This window comes from Cupriavidus taiwanensis LMG 19424, from assembly GCF_000069785.1.
GTDB classification, from domain to species: domain Bacteria; phylum Pseudomonadota; class Gammaproteobacteria; order Burkholderiales; family Burkholderiaceae; genus Cupriavidus; species Cupriavidus taiwanensis.
On the sequence record NC_010529.1, the window covers coordinates 1 to 16,583 of the forward strand.

The 16,583-nt window shown below is 57.1% G+C and carries 9 protein-coding genes; 5 read left to right on the forward strand and 4 right to left on the reverse strand.

Going from position 1 to position 16,583, the window contains the following annotated elements; translation table 11 throughout:
• The first annotated feature begins 18 nt into the window (after positions 1-18).
• The 3 genes from RALTA_RS26715 (at position 19) to RALTA_RS29265 (ending at position 9,059) form a co-directional block, all read left to right on the forward strand.
• Positions 19-2,076, forward strand: coding sequence for a site-specific DNA-methyltransferase (locus RALTA_RS26715; RefSeq protein WP_012354401.1), 2,058 nt, complete (start codon positions 19-21; stop codon positions 2,074-2,076).
• Between the two features lie 14 nt (positions 2,077-2,090).
• Positions 2,091-5,081: a restriction endonuclease gene (locus RALTA_RS26720; protein WP_012354402.1), complete on the forward strand. Its 2,991-nt coding sequence runs from the start codon at positions 2,091-2,093 to the stop codon at positions 5,079-5,081.
• Between the two features lie 813 nt (positions 5,082-5,894).
• Positions 5,895-9,059, forward strand: a complete 3,165-nt coding sequence (locus RALTA_RS29265) for an N-6 DNA methylase (protein ID WP_115671136.1) — start codon at positions 5,895-5,897, stop codon at positions 9,057-9,059.
• Positions 9,060-9,599: 540 nt separating this feature from the next.
• Here the strand turns inward: RALTA_RS29265 and RALTA_RS26725 are convergent.
• Positions 9,600-10,499, reverse strand: coding sequence for an 8-oxoguanine DNA glycosylase OGG fold protein (locus tag RALTA_RS26725; RefSeq protein WP_018003842.1), 900 nt, complete (start codon positions 10,497-10,499; stop codon positions 9,600-9,602).
• Between the two features lie 359 nt (positions 10,500-10,858).
• A complete protein-coding gene (locus RALTA_RS26730) occupies positions 10,859-12,118 on the reverse strand; it encodes a DEAD/DEAH box helicase (protein WP_196813391.1) in 1,260 nt (419 codons plus the stop codon).
• 139 nt (positions 12,119-12,257) lie between these two features.
• Between RALTA_RS26730 and istA the strand changes: the two genes are divergently transcribed.
• Complete coding sequence (gene istA / locus RALTA_RS26735; protein WP_012354405.1) at positions 12,258-13,757, forward strand: IS21 family transposase; 1,500 nt, start codon at positions 12,258-12,260, stop codon at positions 13,755-13,757.
• Positions 13,754-14,590: an IS21-like element helper ATPase IstB gene (istB, locus tag RALTA_RS26740; protein ID WP_012354406.1), complete on the forward strand. Its 837-nt coding sequence runs from the start codon at positions 13,754-13,756 to the stop codon at positions 14,588-14,590. The genes istA and istB overlap by 4 nt, the downstream gene beginning before the upstream one ends.
• A gap of 69 nt (positions 14,591-14,659) precedes the next feature.
• Here the strand turns inward: istB and RALTA_RS26745 are convergent, their stop codons facing one another.
• The gene (locus tag RALTA_RS26745) at positions 14,660-16,048 is read right to left on the reverse strand and encodes an SNF2 helicase-associated domain-containing protein (RefSeq protein ID WP_018003936.1); all 1,389 of its coding nucleotides are present in this window, start codon (positions 16,046-16,048) and stop codon (positions 14,660-14,662) included.
• On the reverse strand, positions 16,045-16,563 hold the full coding sequence (locus RALTA_RS31110; RefSeq protein ID WP_081712770.1) for an SWIM zinc finger family protein: 519 nt from the start codon (positions 16,561-16,563) through the stop codon (positions 16,045-16,047). Before RALTA_RS31110 ends, RALTA_RS26745 begins: the two co-directional genes overlap by 4 nt.
• Between the last annotated feature and the right edge of the window lie 20 nt (positions 16,564-16,583).

Sequence of the window (16,583 nt, forward strand, 5' to 3'; positions counted from 1 at the left end):
CATTTAAATAAGATTGGCATGAACGACATTTCCAGAAAACTCCCCGTTCCGCTCGATGGCGGCGCTCTCGACATTGCCGCAGATAAACGCGCCCTGCTCCGTGACCTTTTCCCGTCGGTCTTTACCGAGACAAAGAACGATCACGACGAGCTCGTCTTTAGTGTCGATTTCGAAAGGCTGAAGGCGGAGTTGGGGGCCTTCACGGAGGTCTTCGAATCACGAAGGGAGCGTTACGGGATGGACTGGCCGGGCAAGAAGGACTGCTTGAAGACTATTCAACACCGGTCATACGCCACACTCAAACCCGTTCCGGAGGAGTCTGTTCGGTGGGACAGCAGCGACAACCTCTTTATAGAGGGTGACAACCTCGAGGTCCTCAAGCTCCTGCAGAAGTCGTACTACGGCAAGGTCAAAATGATCTACATTGACCCGCCGTACAACACCGGCAATGAGTTTATCTACCCTGATAACTACTCCGAGAGCCTCGAGACGTATCTCGCCTACGCGAAACTCACGGACGAAGAAGGCAAGCGTTTCGCCACGAACACAGCGAGCGAAGGGCGCTTCCATACAAAATGGCTCAACATGATGTATCCGCGTCTTTACCTGGCGCGTAACCTTCTTACCGAGGATGGGACGATTTTCGTGTCGATCGACGAGCACGAGATCGAGAACCTCAACCGGTTGATGGACGAGATCTACGGAGAATCGAACCGTATCGCCACCATTGTTTGGAAAGGCGCCACAGACAACAACCCGACTAGGGTTGCCGTTGAGCACGAGTACATCGTTTGTTTCGCGAAGGATATCTCCAGATGCCCCGCCGTTTGGAAGAGCCGGGTAAGCGACGCAAAGGACATGATGCTAGCCAAGTACGAAGAACTGCGCCCCGTGTACTCCAGTCCAGGGGTGATCCAGGAACACTTCCGCCGATTCATCAAGGACAACTCCGAATCGCTCGCGTCCATCACGCACTACAACCTAGTCGACAATGACGGCGTATATACAGGATCTCGGAAGGTCCATAACCCGAAGCCGGGCGGATATGTCTACCGGGTCGAGCATCCTGAAACAGGCGAAAACTGCGTCTTGCCAGCTAATGGGTACCGATTTCCCGAGGAGCGGATGAAGGAGCTTATTCAGCAGAAGAAGATCATTTTCGGTGACGACCATACCCAAATCGTACAGATCAAGGAATACCTCAAAGACTTCGAGGAGAAATTGTCGAGCGTCATCCACTTGGACAGTCGTGCCGGCGCTAACGAGATCGGCCGTCTGCTGGGAAATCGAAAGGTGTTCACAAACCCCAAGCCTTACGAACTGCTCGCGTACATCTTCGATTTTCAGTTAGACAACGGGGACATCCTTCTCGATTTCTTCGCCGGCTCGTGCGCGTCGGCCCAAGCCGTCATGGATTTGAATGCCAGGGATGGGGCCAAACGCAAATTCATCATGGTCCAGCTTCCCGAGCGCTTGGACGCGAGCGTCAAGGAGCATAAGGAGGGGCTAAGTTTCTGTCGGGACAACGGCCTTCCTGAGAACATCGCAGAAATCAGCAAATCGCGCCTGCGGCGCGCCCTCGACCGCTATTCCGGAGAGGATGCACGCCAGGCAGAGCTTACTTCTTCCGATGCTGACCTCGGTTTCCGCGTTTTCAAGTTGGACAAGTCGAACTTCCGCCGATGGCAACAGATTGGAGCGAACGCTACGGTCGACCAGATCGCTGAACAACTTGAACTCCATGTCGAGCACGTCGATCCCTCGGCCTCCCAGGAAGCCCTTCTCTTCGAGATCCTGCTGAAAGCCGGCTTCCGCCCAACGGCGAAGGTAGAAACCGTGGAGATGGCCGACCTTCCCTTGTATTCAGTAGCAAGCGGCGCGCTACTGATCTGCCTAGCCCACAGGATCACGAAGGAACTGATCGATGCTGTCGCCGCAGCAGAACCGATGCACTTCTTCTGCCTCGATTCGGCCTTCGGCGGCAACGACCAGCTAAAGGCAAACGCTGTTCAGACCTTCGCCGCGCGCAACCAGGGCCGCGAGAAAGCCTCGCAGATCGTATTTCGCACTGTTTAACCCAGGGCTCTACGATGAAGCTCAAATTTGACTCAACGCTGGAGTACCAGCACGACGCGTTCAACGCCGTAACGGACCTGTTCGAGGGAATGGCGTTCAGCCAGGATAGCCATTCCGTCACGCTCGGAACGGAAACGATGTTCGGCGGCGAACATGCCGAGCTTGGGATCGGCAACATAATGCCGTTGGCTCCGACGCAATTTCTTGCAAACTTGCAGTCTGTCCAAGCACGCAACAACGTTCCGAAATCCCGAGCCTTGATCGAAGAAGGCGGCCCGTACGATTTCCCGAATTTCTCCATTGAAATGGAGACCGGTACCGGGAAGACCTACGTCTACCTGCGCACTGTGTTTGAATTGAACCGCCTCTATGGTTTCCGGAAATTCGTCGTCGTCGTCCCGTCAGTCGCGATTCGCGAAGGCGTCACGACTTCTCTCGTGCTGATGCGGGACCACTTCCGAGATTTGTATGACAACGTCGCGTTCGACAGCTTCGTGTACAACTCGAGGGATCTGAGCCGCGTCCGGCAGTTCGCCGTAAACAACGAGATCCAGATCATGGTGATCAATATCCAAGCCTTCGCGAAGGATGCGGAAAAAGCTGGAAATGTGATCCATCAGGAGCAAGATCGAATGTCGGGCCGCAAGCCGATCGACTTCGTGCGGGCAACGAACCCGATAGTCATAATTGACGAGCCGCAGAGCGTCGATACCACCGCGAAATCCCAAAAAGCGATCGCTGGACTAAATCCGCTCCTCTGCCTGCGCTACTCGGCGACGCACGTCCACCCGTACAACCTGCTCTACCAGCTCGACCCGATTCGGGCATATGACCTCCGGCTAGTCAAGCAAATCGAAGTCGTGGATGCGAATCCCGTACGGGACTTCAACCGGACGATGGTCCGCCTCGACTGGATTGGTTATCCGGGAAGGGCCAAAACGCCTCAGGCCAAGGTCACGGTTTTCGAAGATACCTCGAACGGACCGCGGGAGAAACCAGTCACGCTCAAGCACGGCGCGGATTTATCCTTGTTCACAAACCGCTCCGACTACGAGGGGTATCAGGTCACCAACATCAGCGCCGAACCGGGAAGCGAGTATATCGAATTTGGAAATGGGCAGATCCTCGAGCTATCGCGGGAAACGGGGGGCATGGCCGACGAGCGCATGAAGAATCAGATTCGACAAACCGTCGAAGAGCACTTCGCCAAAGAGAAGAAATTTAAGGCGCTCGGGATCAAGGTCCTGTCGCTGTTCTTCCTCGACCAGGTCGGCAGCTACCGCCAGTATGACGACGAAGGGAACCGGTGCAATGGAAAGGTCTCTCAGTGGTTCGAAGAGATCTATGCAGAGGTCGCTGCCAAGTCAATTTACCAGGGCGTGCTCACCTACTCAGCCGAGCAGGTTCACGACGGCTACTTCTCGGCAGACCGCAGGAAGGGCAAGGTCGTCACACTTCTGGACACGAGCGGCAGCACCGCCAAGGATGACGAGACGTACGAGCTGATCATGAAGGACAAAGAACGGCTGCTCGACCCGGAGGAGCCACTCCGCTTCATCTTCAGTCATTCGGCACTCAAAGAAGGCTGGGATAACCCGAACGTCTTTCAGATCTGCACACTCCGGGAGATGGGAACTGAAAATGAACGCCGCCAGACGCTCGGCCGCGGACTTCGCCTTCCCGTCAACAAAGACGGGGACCGGATCTTCAACGAACAGATCAACCGCTTGACGGTCATCGCGAACGAGTCTTTTCAAGACTACGCCAAGGGCCTTCAGGCCGACATTGAAAAGGCCATCGACCCGGACGGAAGTTTCCGTTTTGGTCGGGTTCCGAAACTGGCGTTCACTCCTCTGCTCAACCCGGAAGGAACTGCCCAACTCACCGAGGAGCAATCCGAGGCAATCTGGAAGCACCTTGTGTCCAAAGGGTTCCTCGACCGAAACGGCGACTTCGAAAGTGCCTTCAAGCCGAATTCTGAAGGCTTCACCCTGAATCTACCCCTGGATTTTTCCGCCGAGGGATTCGAGGCTGCCGTGGTAGGCCGTCTCAACCGATTCGTCCCCCGCGACTTCGTTAAGGACGCCCGAATGCGCGAGTCAGTCAAGTACAACAAGCGGGTCGAACTCAATCCCGAGTTCCAGATTCTCTGGGAAAAGATCAGTCGGAAAACTCGCTACTCGGTGGAATTCCAAACCGACGAGCTGATCGCGAAGGCTATCTTAAAGATGCGAGACATGCCTGAGATCAAGGCCGTCCGGATAGAAGTCACGAAACGATCAGTCGACATCACCGAAGCCGGGGTGGACGGCGGGCTCGTGACGAGCAACCGCACATATGTCGTGGCCAACGAGCAGCCGCTTCCGGACATACTTGCATTCCTTCAACGCGAAACCGAGCTCACGCGCGGAACGCTCGTACGTATCCTTAAGGATTGCGGACAACTCAACTACTTCGGGATAAATCCGCAGGCCTTCATGACGGAATGCGCCAAGCTAATCAACCGAGCCCTCCACGAACTTATTGTTGACGGGATCAAGTACGAGCCGATTGCCGGTCAGGCATACGAAATGCGCCTGTTTGAAGAGGCAGAAGTTGAGGAATACCTCGACAGGCTGTACGCGGTGAAAGAAAAGGCCGGAATTCTCCCGGACGGCACCGAAGTGCCAAGGACGCCGTATGACTGGATTTCTTTCGATTCGGAAGTGGAGCGGACGGTGGCCGAACGGCTCGACGGGGATCCCCAAGTAAAGTTCTTTTGCAAGCTCCCGCGGGGATTCAAGGTTCCGACGCCGATCGGCAACTACAACCCCGACTGGGCGATCGTCCTCGAGGACGATGGGAAACTTTACCTTGTCCGCGAAACGAAGAGCACGCTCGATTCCGACAAGCTCCGCGACAGTGAGAACCGGAGAATAAAGTGTGGTAAAGCACACTTCAAGGCGCTCGGCGTTGACTTCAAGGCGGCGACGAACATCCATGAGGTACTGACTGGAGCTGCCTAATTCGTCGCGCCGCGCTCTGCGGCGCTAGTCGCTCACAGTAACCCGTCAGCACCATGAAAGTGATTGCGGGCGATTTACCCAGAATGATCGACGAGAAGGCAGCATGGGTTGGAAGGCGGTGTTCCAGTTCGATAATCAAACGTCCGCGGCGGCGATGGAGCAGCAGGGGTGCGCGGCCGAGTTCAGCGGGGCTACCCACCGCACAAAAAGGCGGCGCAACTGGCGGAGTCAGGGTGGCGAGCAACGTGGGCCGCGGTGGATTAGCAAGCGAGCGTGTAGGGAAGGGACGAACTTCGCATGCGGCTCAATGCTGACCAACAGCAGCAAGTCCAACTGGACCCTCGAAGAATTGCAGTGGACCCTTCATCCAGAAGGCGACACGAATGGGATGGCATGGCGCGATGGTTCCTCGATCAAGTTCATCAGCAACCCGCCCTGCTTAAGAAGGGCCAGCAGCATCCTACTTGAAACGTTCGTACGGACCGGCCATGGAATTCGTTCCCGCTAAGAATGCTACCGCTACTTGCGTAGCCGCCCGCTTCGAGCCCGAAGTGCACCAATTCGGACTCTGTTGGCCGCAGCTGTCGCCTCGTCATTTTTTTGAGCAGAGTGTTGAAAAACCTCTGCCTCCGAGAGAACCTGGCGGCCTACAGCTTTATCATTTAGGGACGGCAGTCCGACAAAACATGAGAGCGAGAGGGTAATTTGCAAAAATCGTCGAACAATCAGTCTACATTTGGGAATTCGCTGAGTGGGAGGCTGCTAGCTGATTTGCGTCGTGCGAACACCGAGGCAGCTAAGAAGGAGCGGTTCTTGCAATATCTCTCCGCCGTCTTCGCGCACGACCTCGGTGCGCAGGAACTAATCGCCGCACTTTCACTCGGTGCTGAGAGGACCGTAGCCAACGTTGTTCGTGGCGGCAAAGCGAGCCGCGGCCGGGCAGACACCCAGACGAATACCGTCATTGTGGAATGGGAAAAGGACCTGTCGCGTACCGGTGAGCACGCTATGGAACAGCTAGAGGAATATCTTGCGGGTAACTGGCGCTCCGGTCAAGAATACCGCTTCATTCTTATCGCAACCGACGGAATCAAGTGGCGAATATATGCCCCTGATTGGTCCACCTTGGAAATGGGGCAATTCTCTCTAACATCAAATTATTCACTCCGAGAGATTAGAAAATTTGATCTAACCGAGGAATCCCTGGGCGAATTCCCGTTTTTTCTCGATGAAATTCTGTTCGCATCTCAGCCAAAGATTGCGACCCTAGAAAGTATCCGTTCCGATTTTGGTGATACGTCATCTACGTTCATCAATTCAATCAGTTTCTTATTTGACTGCATTAAAGATTTTTCTCACCACTCAGAACTTCAGGTGGCACTTGATCAGTGGAGAAAATTTCTTAGCGTTGCTTATGGACGGTTCGATGCTTCACCGGGAATGTTCCTCGTTCACACGTATCTATCTATTTTTGCAAAATTAATCGCGTTTTCGGTCATAGCGGAGGAAACCGCCAGAGGGGATCAAAGAGTTAAATCCATCCTCAGCGGAAAGGAATTCGCGAAATTTAACGTTGAAAGATTTATCGAGGACGACTTCTTTCATTGGGTAAACGCTGAGCCCTATTTTTCCCGCCTAAAACCTGCCTTCCGCGAAATTAATAATCGGATCGGCGAGTACGACTTGACTGATGTTCGGGAAGACATTCTCAAGGGTGTTTATCAAGAACTTGTTGATTTAGATACTCGTCACGCACTCGGAGAATATTACACACCGGACTGGCTGTGTGAAAAGATCGTCGAAGAAACCCGATTTACCGAGACGTATCGAGTATTAGACCCCGCATGTGGCAGCGGGTCATTCCTGCGCGCCGCAATCGCGAAGATGCGAAATGAATCGCCTCAGATTGACGCTACCACAATATCGAGAAGAGTTGTGGGAATCGACATTCACCCGCTTTCGGTACAGATCGCAAAAACGACGATCATCATCGCGATGGGGAAGCTGATTGCCCAATCAAATGACCCAGTAACGTTGCATATTTATTTGGCAAACTCCCTACTGGTCCCGGAAACATCGGCCGACTTATTTGAATCCACATTCAAAGTTAGCGTTGACAACCGTCAGTACTCTCTAAATGTGGCTAGAATAGCCGGCCCAGATGAATTTGATTCCCTCATTACATTTTGCGACGATCTGGTGAGACAGCATGAAGGCTTGATTGCCCAATCGAGGTTTTTCAAGCTGGCGACTTCCGCATTGGATGGGGCTACCGACCAGCTCAAGCACGATTTGTATTTCGTGTACAGGGGCATGAAGGAAGCAAGCATTAACGGGCGCGACTCGATTTGGAAGTTTATTCTTCAAAATAGCTATAAGCCTGTTTTCTTGCGCGGTCAGTTCGATCTAATTTTGGGAAATCCGCCATGGTTAACGTATGCGGACGTCACCAATTCCGATTATCAACAGATGCTAATGGGATTGGCAGATCACTATAACGTCACCCCCCCAAAAAGGGCTGATATCCCACACCTCGAAATCGCCGCGATCTTTGTTGCACACTCGGTCAATTACTTTCTGAAACCTAGTGGAACACTTGCATTCGTACTGCCAAGGAGCTTCGTTTCTGCTTCCCAACATGAAAATATTCGGAGAGGAACCGTAAGCAGCCTCGAGTTAAAGGAATTGTGGGACTTGAACGACGTAAGTCCACTTTTCCGTGTTCCCTCATGCGTTATGTTCTTCAAACACAGCGCATCGGATAACCTCCGGCGGCGAGTTTCTCTTCCGACTTTTCCTGGGAAGCGACTGGAAGGAAAGCTACCTCGCGAGCATCTACATTGGGGGAACGCTACAAGATTCATCCGCCTAGAAGACGTTTCATGGCACTTGTCTACGTTAGGTGCGTCGGGCGCACGCTCGGCGTTTACTGTGGGCGGGTCCACGCAGTCAATAGGCACTAATGCATATGAGAAGAAATTCTCGCAAGGGGCGACGGTTGTTCCACGCAATTTCTTTTTCATTGATCTGGAAACGGATTATGATGGTGGCGGCTTTGTCGGGCGCACTTGGTCTGTCAGAACCGCCACGGCAGCGGCCCGAGAGGCAAAGGCGCCTTGGAAAAACCATTCCCTAACGGGTCGAATTGAGGGCGACTATATCTTCAGGACAGCCATCGCAAACAATCTCGTACCCTTCGCGCTTTTCTCCCCCCCCATCGTGGCACTTCCAATTACTGAGAATGGGTCAGATCAGGAAGCCACTTCATTCAGTCTCTTAAATAATGCCGATCTTTTGGGTAGGCGTTCAAGATACGCCGCGGCTTGGTTCTCTGAGGCAGAACACCTCTGGGATAAGCACCGCACGGAGAAAAATAGGAAAAACGGAATTGGACTGCTTCGATGGCTAAATTGGCAAAACAAATTGACCGATCAGAATCCATCTGCGCGATACCTTGTTATCTATACGTCTTCGGGACAAGATGCCTGCGCCGCGGTGGTAGACCGACAGGATTTTGATGCGCCCTTCATTGCCGAACACAAGACATATTGGGCTGAGTTCGGGACCAGAACAGAAGCCGACTATGTGTCAGCATTCATTAATTCTGATTTTGCTAACTTTCAGATTAAGGATTTTCAATCTAGAGGACTTTTCGGAGCGCGTGATATTCATAAGCTGATCGTAAAGGTACCGTTCCCTCGATATGACGCCAGCAATGAGATGCATAAGCGACTCTCTGCACTTGGCCGGAAGTGTGGTCAGTCGATCAGCACGTACCTTGAGAAGGAGATCGCCCATGATGCATCCGCCCGAGGACTTGGACGTTTACGAGCTCGGATTCGGGAAATGCTGTCTGGAGAGATGCAAGAAATAGACGAGATCGTATCGGTGCTGTCTACAGGACGATCCATTGACGCTGCGGCTCGCCGAGGAAAAAAAAGAAGCCGCCAGCCCCGATTGCCTGGACTGTTCGACTAAGCGGGCTGATTGGCGCAAGTGGATGTCTGGCGTAATTGCGCGCCCGCCCAAGTAGCGCCAACAGTTGGGGCACGCCGCGGCTGGCTAGGGTAGTCGTGCCTGCAGCCGCGTCGTACGCCTGATTGGATTAGATATGCGAGCTCTCGACGACAGCAGCGCCTCCAGCATTGAGTCAGACGATCTAATCCTTCGGCTTCCATGACAAGGCGGCCGACGTGCGTCTGCGCCAGCAAGGGGTCATCGTACTTTCCATGCAAAAAATGGCGGTAGCGGACCGCAGAGCCGCCCGCAGCAAGGTTTCTCGGTGCAATCAATCACGGGCCGACGGTGCATCCGTAAGTCCTTGATAGCCAAAAGCTTTCGGGGTCATACCGCCAGAAAATGCACGGAAAGTACGATGCCCCCACCTTCAGTCCAGTCGCTAACTGTTTGCCTGAGCGGGTCAGTCCAGAACTCGATCGACTGCGGAGAACATACCCCGCCTGGCCTTCGCGCGGGCGATGGTCATTTCCCGACTCGACAGCCTCGAGCCAGGCGAGATCACAGCGATGCTTGATCTCCACGAGCGGCTATCGGCCGGCTAACGCTGGAGGGCGGCTGCGGTGCCGGCTTGCTGAGACGGCGATCCGGGCGCTTCCAACTCAGCTTCGCCAAGAAGCGGCGCCATGCCGACTGCGGCTGAGAGAACAGCCAGCGCTCGGTGTCGGCGCCGTCTTTGCGTCCGAGGACCGCGACAAGGGACTCGACGGCCAGGCAGTATTTCTCGTAATCGTCTTCGGTCATCGTCCGGTCGATAGCGGCAGGTTTGCTGGCCGCGACAAGACGGATGTAGTTATCCGCAGCGATCGCGAACACAGGCTCGCCGTCTGCACCTACAGTCCAGTTGGCCCGGTTCAGCGCCAGGATGGACTTGGCGAGCCACTGGTCCAGGATATAGGCGCCCGAGCACCCGAAGAAGAACATCACCTTCGTAAAGAAGGACGGGCCCATGCCTTCGAGTTGGGCGGACGCGATCAAATAGCGAAATGCACGGTAGGCCTGCCGGCGAGTCATCGTCGGCAGTTTTTTGGCGAGCGCTTCAATGGCAGGCACGCACGCCCAGAGGGCGCAGCCGGTCGCCTTCCTGCGGGACCTTCCGCCAAACGCCATCATCGCTGCGAAGCGCCACTTGAAGGGGACATCAGTGCGTGCGCAGAAGTCGAGGAGTTCGTACCGGTTCAGAGGGCGATAAAGCTCGGGAAAGCCAGATTGTTTGGCGGCCTCCAGAATCGACGTTTCGGGCAGCTTCAGCCGTTCGAGCCATTCGATCGCCGACAAGGCGATCCAGTCCACCGGATCATGGTCCGGGTCCAACAGACGCTCGAGAACGTGCTGTGCCACCCAGATCGGAGGCTGGACTTGTGGCGTCGAATTTGCGGGGGTGGGGTGCGACAAAGGCATCGTTGTCTCCTTGCGGAAATAAGCCGATAGCTGTGTCGCAGGCACCATGCCCGCGATCCAAGACAGCCATCGGAAGGACTCTTGACGATGCGGGCGTAAGTGTGCCGGCATCGTCAAGAATCCTTCCTATATGGGCTATCGATTCGAAGGCCTGACGAAGTGTCAGACTGGGCTGTGCATGCCCTCTACACCAACTTGATGTAGTCGAACCCTATGGACCGCGATGCGGTGTCTTTGCCTGCTTCCCTAGGAAGGGAACGTAAGAATAGCCTAGTTCGCGGCGAAGTCAAGCCTGCCGCTCTGCGATGCCCGGGAATCTGGTGGCCCGCGCGTGGCAAGCGGGCCATCGCATCGGCGACTCAAGTGCCGCGACGCAGGGAGAACAGGTCGCGCAGTTCCGCGTTGCTGAGGCTTCCCAGCGACTCGTCGCCGGCTCCCACAGTCAAATCCGCAAGCGCGCCTTTGCCTTGAATCATCTCGTTGATCCGTTCCTCGAAAGTCCCTTGGGTAATGAAGCGATAGACCTGAACATTCGCATGTTGCCCAATGCGCCAAGCCCGATCACTGGCTTGATTCTCGGCGGCGCGATTCCACCACAAGTCGTAATGGATTACGTGGGAGGCGGCGGTCAGGTTCAAGCCCGTGCCGCCGGCCTTGAGCGTAATCAGCATGATGCGCTGCACCGGGTCGGTCTGAAAGCGCTCGACCATGGCATTGCGTTGGGTGGTTGTGGTGCCTCCATGCAGGAAGAGCGGAGCAAGGCCGTATCGCGACTGGTGCCAATCGGCGAGAATCTCGCCCATCTCCCGGAATTGGGTGAACAGGAGCACCTTCTCGTGGCGCTCATAGATGGAGTCGAGCAACTCAAAGAGCGCCTCGGATTTCCCCGAGTGCAAAACCCCAGACTTGAGATACTGGGTCGGGTGGTTGCAGATCTGCTTGAGTGCCATCGTCATCCGGAAGACGAGGCCGTGGCGCGAGATGCTAGCCTCCGCGTTTTCGAGCGCTTCCAGTTCGCTATCCAGCACCCTCTTGTACAGGGCCGCTTGTTCGTCTGTCAGGGCGCAGTAGCGGTCCTGCTCGATCTTGTCTGGGAGATCGTTGATGATGGTCTTGTCGGTCTTGAGGCGACGCAGCAGGAGCGGTGCCGTCACGCGTTTGAATTGATCCACGACGCTATGATCCCCGTGCACCTGGATCGGCGTCGCGAACTCCTTCTCAAACTGTTTCAGCGTGCCCAGGTAGCCCGGATTGACAAAGTCAACGATGCTCCAGTAGTCCGCCAGGCGGTTTTCCACTGGCGTCCCGCTCATGGCGATGTGGTTGGTGGCCGGGACGGACTTGAGCGCCTTGGTTTGTGCCGCGGCTGGGTTCTTGATGTTCTGCGCTTCATCGGCGACGAGCAGGTGCCACTGCATGCCGGCGAGCATGGCTGCGGACCGCCGAATCACCCCGTAGGTAGTAATCGTGACGTCCGGGCGGTCGGCCTTGAGCTCACGCTTTGCGCCGTGAAAGATGCCGTACGTGAGGCCGGGGGCAAAGCGCTGGATCTCTTTCGCCCAGTTAGTCAGTAGCGTCGTCGGGACGACCACGAGCGCCTTGTGGGCGGCGACAATCATTTTGTCCGGCGTAGCGACAAACATCTTGGCCGGTGGCGGGAACTCGGAGGCGGCGTAGCCGCCGGAGAGTTTCCGCCACCGGCGGCGCCGAGTTGGCCGGGTTCTACGATGGCTGATCGCATCAATAAGCGGTCAGTCCATGTCTGGAACCCGTATTACCGACCAACAGGTTAGCCTCTACATGTCCAAACGCAAACAGCATACCCAGGAGATTGCCGCTGCCAAGGCCGGCATCAGTGTGCGCAGTGCCCGGCGTATCGAACGTGATAGCCAACTGCCTTCGCAGAAGCCCCGCCGTTACTGGCGCTCGCGGCCCGATCCATTCGTCGAGGTCTGGGACACCGAGGTCGTGCCGATGCTTGCTAGCGAGCCGCGCCTGCAAGCCATCACCATTCTGCGCAAGCTCCAGGACGACCATCCCGACCAATACCCTGACAGCATGCGCCGCACGCTCGAACGGCGCATCAGCAAGTGGCGGGCTGTGTCTGGACCGGCCAAAGAAGTCTTCTTCCCACAGGAACACGCGCCGGGGATCCGGGCACTGTCGGACTTCACCGATATGCAGGCGCTGGGCATCACCATCTCCGGCGTTCCATTCCCTCACCGCCTGTATCACTTCGTGTTCGCGTTCTCGCGCTGGGAGTACGCCCAAGTGGTTGAAGGCGGAGAGAGCTTCGAGGCGCTGTCCTCGGGCTTGCAGAACGCGCTCTGGCAGGCCGGCGGCTGCCCGCGAGAACATCGCACCGACAGCCTCTCGGCGGCGTTCAAGAACCTGAAGGAGCAGGAGGACTTCACAACGCGCTACGAAGCCCTGCTGGACCACTATGGGATGACCGGCACCCGTAACAACCGCGGCCTGGGCCACGAGAACGGCAGTGTGGAATCATCCCACCGCTATCTGAAGGAGGCTGTCGACCAGGCACTGATGCTGCGCGGCCACCGGGACTTCGAGGATCGAGCCGCCTATGAGGCGCTCCTGCGCGAGGTCGTGATGCGTCGTAACCGGCGTCATGCAGCGGCGTTCCGTCTCGAGCGCGAGCAGTTGACGGACCTGCCTCCCCGGCGCACGACGGACTTTGCCGAAGAGGAAGCGCGTGTCACCCGTTGCAGCACATTCACCGTGCGCGGCATCCTCTACAGCGCGCCGTCCCGCCTGATTGGTCACCGTCTGAAGGTGCGTGTGTACGGCGACCGACTGGACTGCTACCTGTCCGGAGCCATGGTGTTCAGCACTCCTCGGGGCTCCCACGCCGCGCACAGCACCCGCCGCGCTATCGACTATCGGCACTTCATTGAGGGGCTCAAACGTAAGCCGCAGGCCTTCAAGGGCCTGGCGTTCCGGGACGATCTGTTCCCTCGGGAGGCCTATCGGCGAACCTGGGAGCAGCTTGATGCCCGGCTGTCGCAACGCGACGCGTGCAAGACGATGGTTGGCCTGCTTGAGCTGGCGGCCATGGACGGTATCGAAGCCGTGCTGGCCGTGCGCCTGGAAGCCATGTTGGGCGATGGTGATCTGCCGGATCTGGAAGCGCTGCGCGAGGAGTTCTCGCCGCGGCAAGCCGATCACCCCGTCATCCATGTCCAGATGCCGGCGACCAGTTGCTACGACGCCCTGCTGGGCCAGGGGGTCGCAGCATGAACGCGCCGCTCCCAATTGATGCCGCCCGCCTGACGTTGATGCTCAACGAACTGCGCCTGCCCACCATTGGCCGGCTCTGGCCAGAGTTCGCACAGCGCGCCGACAAGGAAAGCTGGCAGGCAACCCGGCTGCTTGGCGCCTTGCTCGAACACGAACTGGCCGAACGGGCCAAGCGGCGTATCGAACGACACCGAACCGAATCCCGCCTGGATCCAACCAAGACGCTGGCTGCCTTCGACTTCAGTGCTGTGCCCATGGTCTCCAAGGCGCACGTGATGGCACTGGCGAGCGGTGATTCCTGGCTGGAGAAAGGTGCCAATGTGTTGATCTTCGGCCCGCCGGGCGGTGGGAAGAGCCACCTCGGATCGGCCATCGGGCATGCCCTGATCGACGCTGGGTACAGGGTACTGTTCACGCGTACCAGCGAGATCGTCCAGAAGCTGCAGGCAGCCAGGCAGAGCCTGCAGTTACCTGCAGCCCTGGCCAAGCTCGACCGCTTTGACCTGATCATCCTGGACGACCTGTCGTACGCCCGCAAGGACCAGGCCGAAACCAGTGTCCTATTCGAACTGATCGCCGAGCGCTATGAGCGGCGCAGTCTGCTGATCACGGCCAACCAGCCGTTCTCAGGCTGGGACAACGTGTTCCCTGACCCCGGCATGACCATCGCCGCGATTGACCGACTCGTCCACCATTCGACGATCTTTGAAATGAACGTCGAAAGCTACCGTCGGCGCACCGCAAGCGACAAGCAGTCTGCTCGCCGACGACAATCATCCAGCGACAACGACAATCACCGCGACATCGATAACGGAGCGACAACCATGACCTAACACTCACCGACAATCATCCCGGCCAACCGGCCAAAATGATTGTCGCTGGACCGGCCGTCCTGCTTGACGCTATCTAGCCTTGGCCGCATCGAGCGCGCCAACCTGCTTGAGCGCGAGAATCGCGGCAATGACCTGGAGGGTCTTGCCCAGTCCCATGTCATCCGCAATGACGCTCCCGAAGCCGATGCAAGCATTGCGAAAGAGCCAATTGAACCCGCGCTCCTGGTAGGGGCGCAGTTGTGCTTCCAGCCCGTCAGGCAACGAGCATGGCTCGATATCCTGCAATTTTCGGAGGATCGCTTCGGCGTTCTTGTCTCGCGCGATTGCCGCGCCATCAAGCTCTCCGGCGATGGCGATGCGTAAAAGTTCCGGAGCTGTCACCTTCGGGGGCGCAGCGAGGGCAGCGCTTAGGCTGGCGAGTTCCTTGGGATCCAGATAAACGTATTCGTCCTTGATCCGCAAGACACCACTCGCGCCTTGCACGAGCTGCTCGAACTCACGCTTGCCGAGAATGTGATCGCCGATTGCGATCTGCCAGTCAAACGAGAACAGGTCGTCAGCCCGGAACCAACTGACGGTACTCGGCGGTTGCCCGGCAATTCGCATGGAGAGCTTCGGCCGCAACAGCGCTTCCATTCCCTTCGGCAAAAGCGAGCGAATCCCCATCAGCCGCAGCACGGGCAGCGTGTCATTCAGCCATGACGGCAACTGCGCCGAGGACACGGCGATCGGCGTCCTGGCCTCCCTTTGTACGTAGTCGTTGATGGGAGGGCAGTGCTGGTCGAGCACAGAGATTGTCTGCAGAACCGCATAGCGGTGCTTGCCCCATTGATTGTCTGCGATGACGGTTGCCAAGGCTGTTGGTTCCCGGGTCGGGTGCTCTCTGTCCTGGACGTCAATGTCGACCGTGAAGCCCGCCCCGATATCGTCCACCCGCAGGACGGGCGAGAATCGCCGCTCGGCGAGATGGAAGGCGGAGAGGGAGGTTTGAATGGCGCCCGGGATAGCGCCCTCGCCGGGCCGGTCGAAGTGGGCGTAGTTGTCAGTGAAGAACAGCCCAAGGATCATGTCGCCGTTAGGCGAGCCAGCCCATGTGCGGACATAGTGCGTGAGCCATACGGAGCATAGGTGCAGGGCTCCTGCATACCGCTCCACCGTCTTCCGTGGGCGTGACTGGCCATCGACGGTAAGTAGGCGCGGTGGCAGTGCCACGGCGTGAACTACACCTTTCACCTGCTCGTCCGCGATCGCGGGCAACCATCGCACCCCTGCGACGTTATTGGTGTGGGCATAGATCTGGGGTGTGACCGCTCCCTTGCTAAGCAGGTGCAAGGTCACCAGCCGGAGTTGATAAAAGGCCGCCACCTCCGGCTGGTAGTCGGGTAGGTCGCTTGCCTCAATACGTGCTAATGCACCCAGGAAATCCGACGGCGCGGTGGCCCGAGTCACTCCGCTCATCGCTGCACCAAGTGTCGATGGCCACACCAGGCCTTGGCGGATATGTGGCTTGTCGTAGGGGAGAATCGGCGAGTAATCGTCCTCATCCCTCTCGCCGGCCAGGTTCTTAGCGGCAGTCTTGGCGACCCTAGCGAGACGGCTGCGGACCGCTTCCCGGAAATCCCCCTTGGAAAAGAGAAACTTGGATGCTCGGGCAGCAACCGACTCAGCGGTTCGAGCAGGTCAGGGATCGAAGAACAATCGATCGGTTTGAATTCGGTGACTTGCGCCTGCTCCTCCCGCTTTTCCCCTCGACGTACTGGCGCCGCCATAGGTAGCAGATCGGACAGCGTGGGCACTGGCCGGTTCACCTCGTTCTGGATGCTGAGCCGGCAATCATCGAGCGCACTGACCAGATCCAGCCCGCGAAGGCTGAACACCAAGAAAGGGTCTCGGTCAATCTCGGCGCTCAGGACGTAGATAACGGCCGCCAGGTGTTTGCAGGGGACCGCCCAATCCGGGCACGAGCAGGTCATCCGAAGATCGCGCCACCCGG

Coding starts and splice junctions, on each gene's coding strand:
- RALTA_RS26725 (WP_018003842.1), bottom strand. CDS start 10,499: ATGCCTTTGTCGCACCCCACCCCCGCAAATTCGACGCCACAAGTCCAG.
- RALTA_RS26715 (WP_012354401.1), top strand. CDS start 19: ATGAACGACATTTCCAGAAAACTCCCCGTTCCGCTCGATGGCGGCGCT.
- istB (WP_012354406.1), top strand. CDS start 13,754: ATGAACGCGCCGCTCCCAATTGATGCCGCCCGCCTGACGTTGATGCTC.
- RALTA_RS26720 (WP_012354402.1), top strand. CDS start 2,091: ATGAAGCTCAAATTTGACTCAACGCTGGAGTACCAGCACGACGCGTTC.
- RALTA_RS26730 (WP_196813391.1), bottom strand. CDS start 12,118: ATGATTGTCGCCGCCCACAAGGCGCTCGTGGTCGTCCCGACGACGCTA.
- RALTA_RS26745 (WP_018003936.1), bottom strand. CDS start 16,048: ATGAGCGGAGTGACTCGGGCCACCGCGCCGTCGGATTTCCTGGGTGCA.
- RALTA_RS31110 (WP_081712770.1), bottom strand. CDS start 16,563: ATGACCTGCTCGTGCCCGGATTGGGCGGTCCCCTGCAAACACCTGGCG.
- istA (WP_012354405.1), top strand. CDS start 12,258: ATGTCTGGAACCCGTATTACCGACCAACAGGTTAGCCTCTACATGTCC.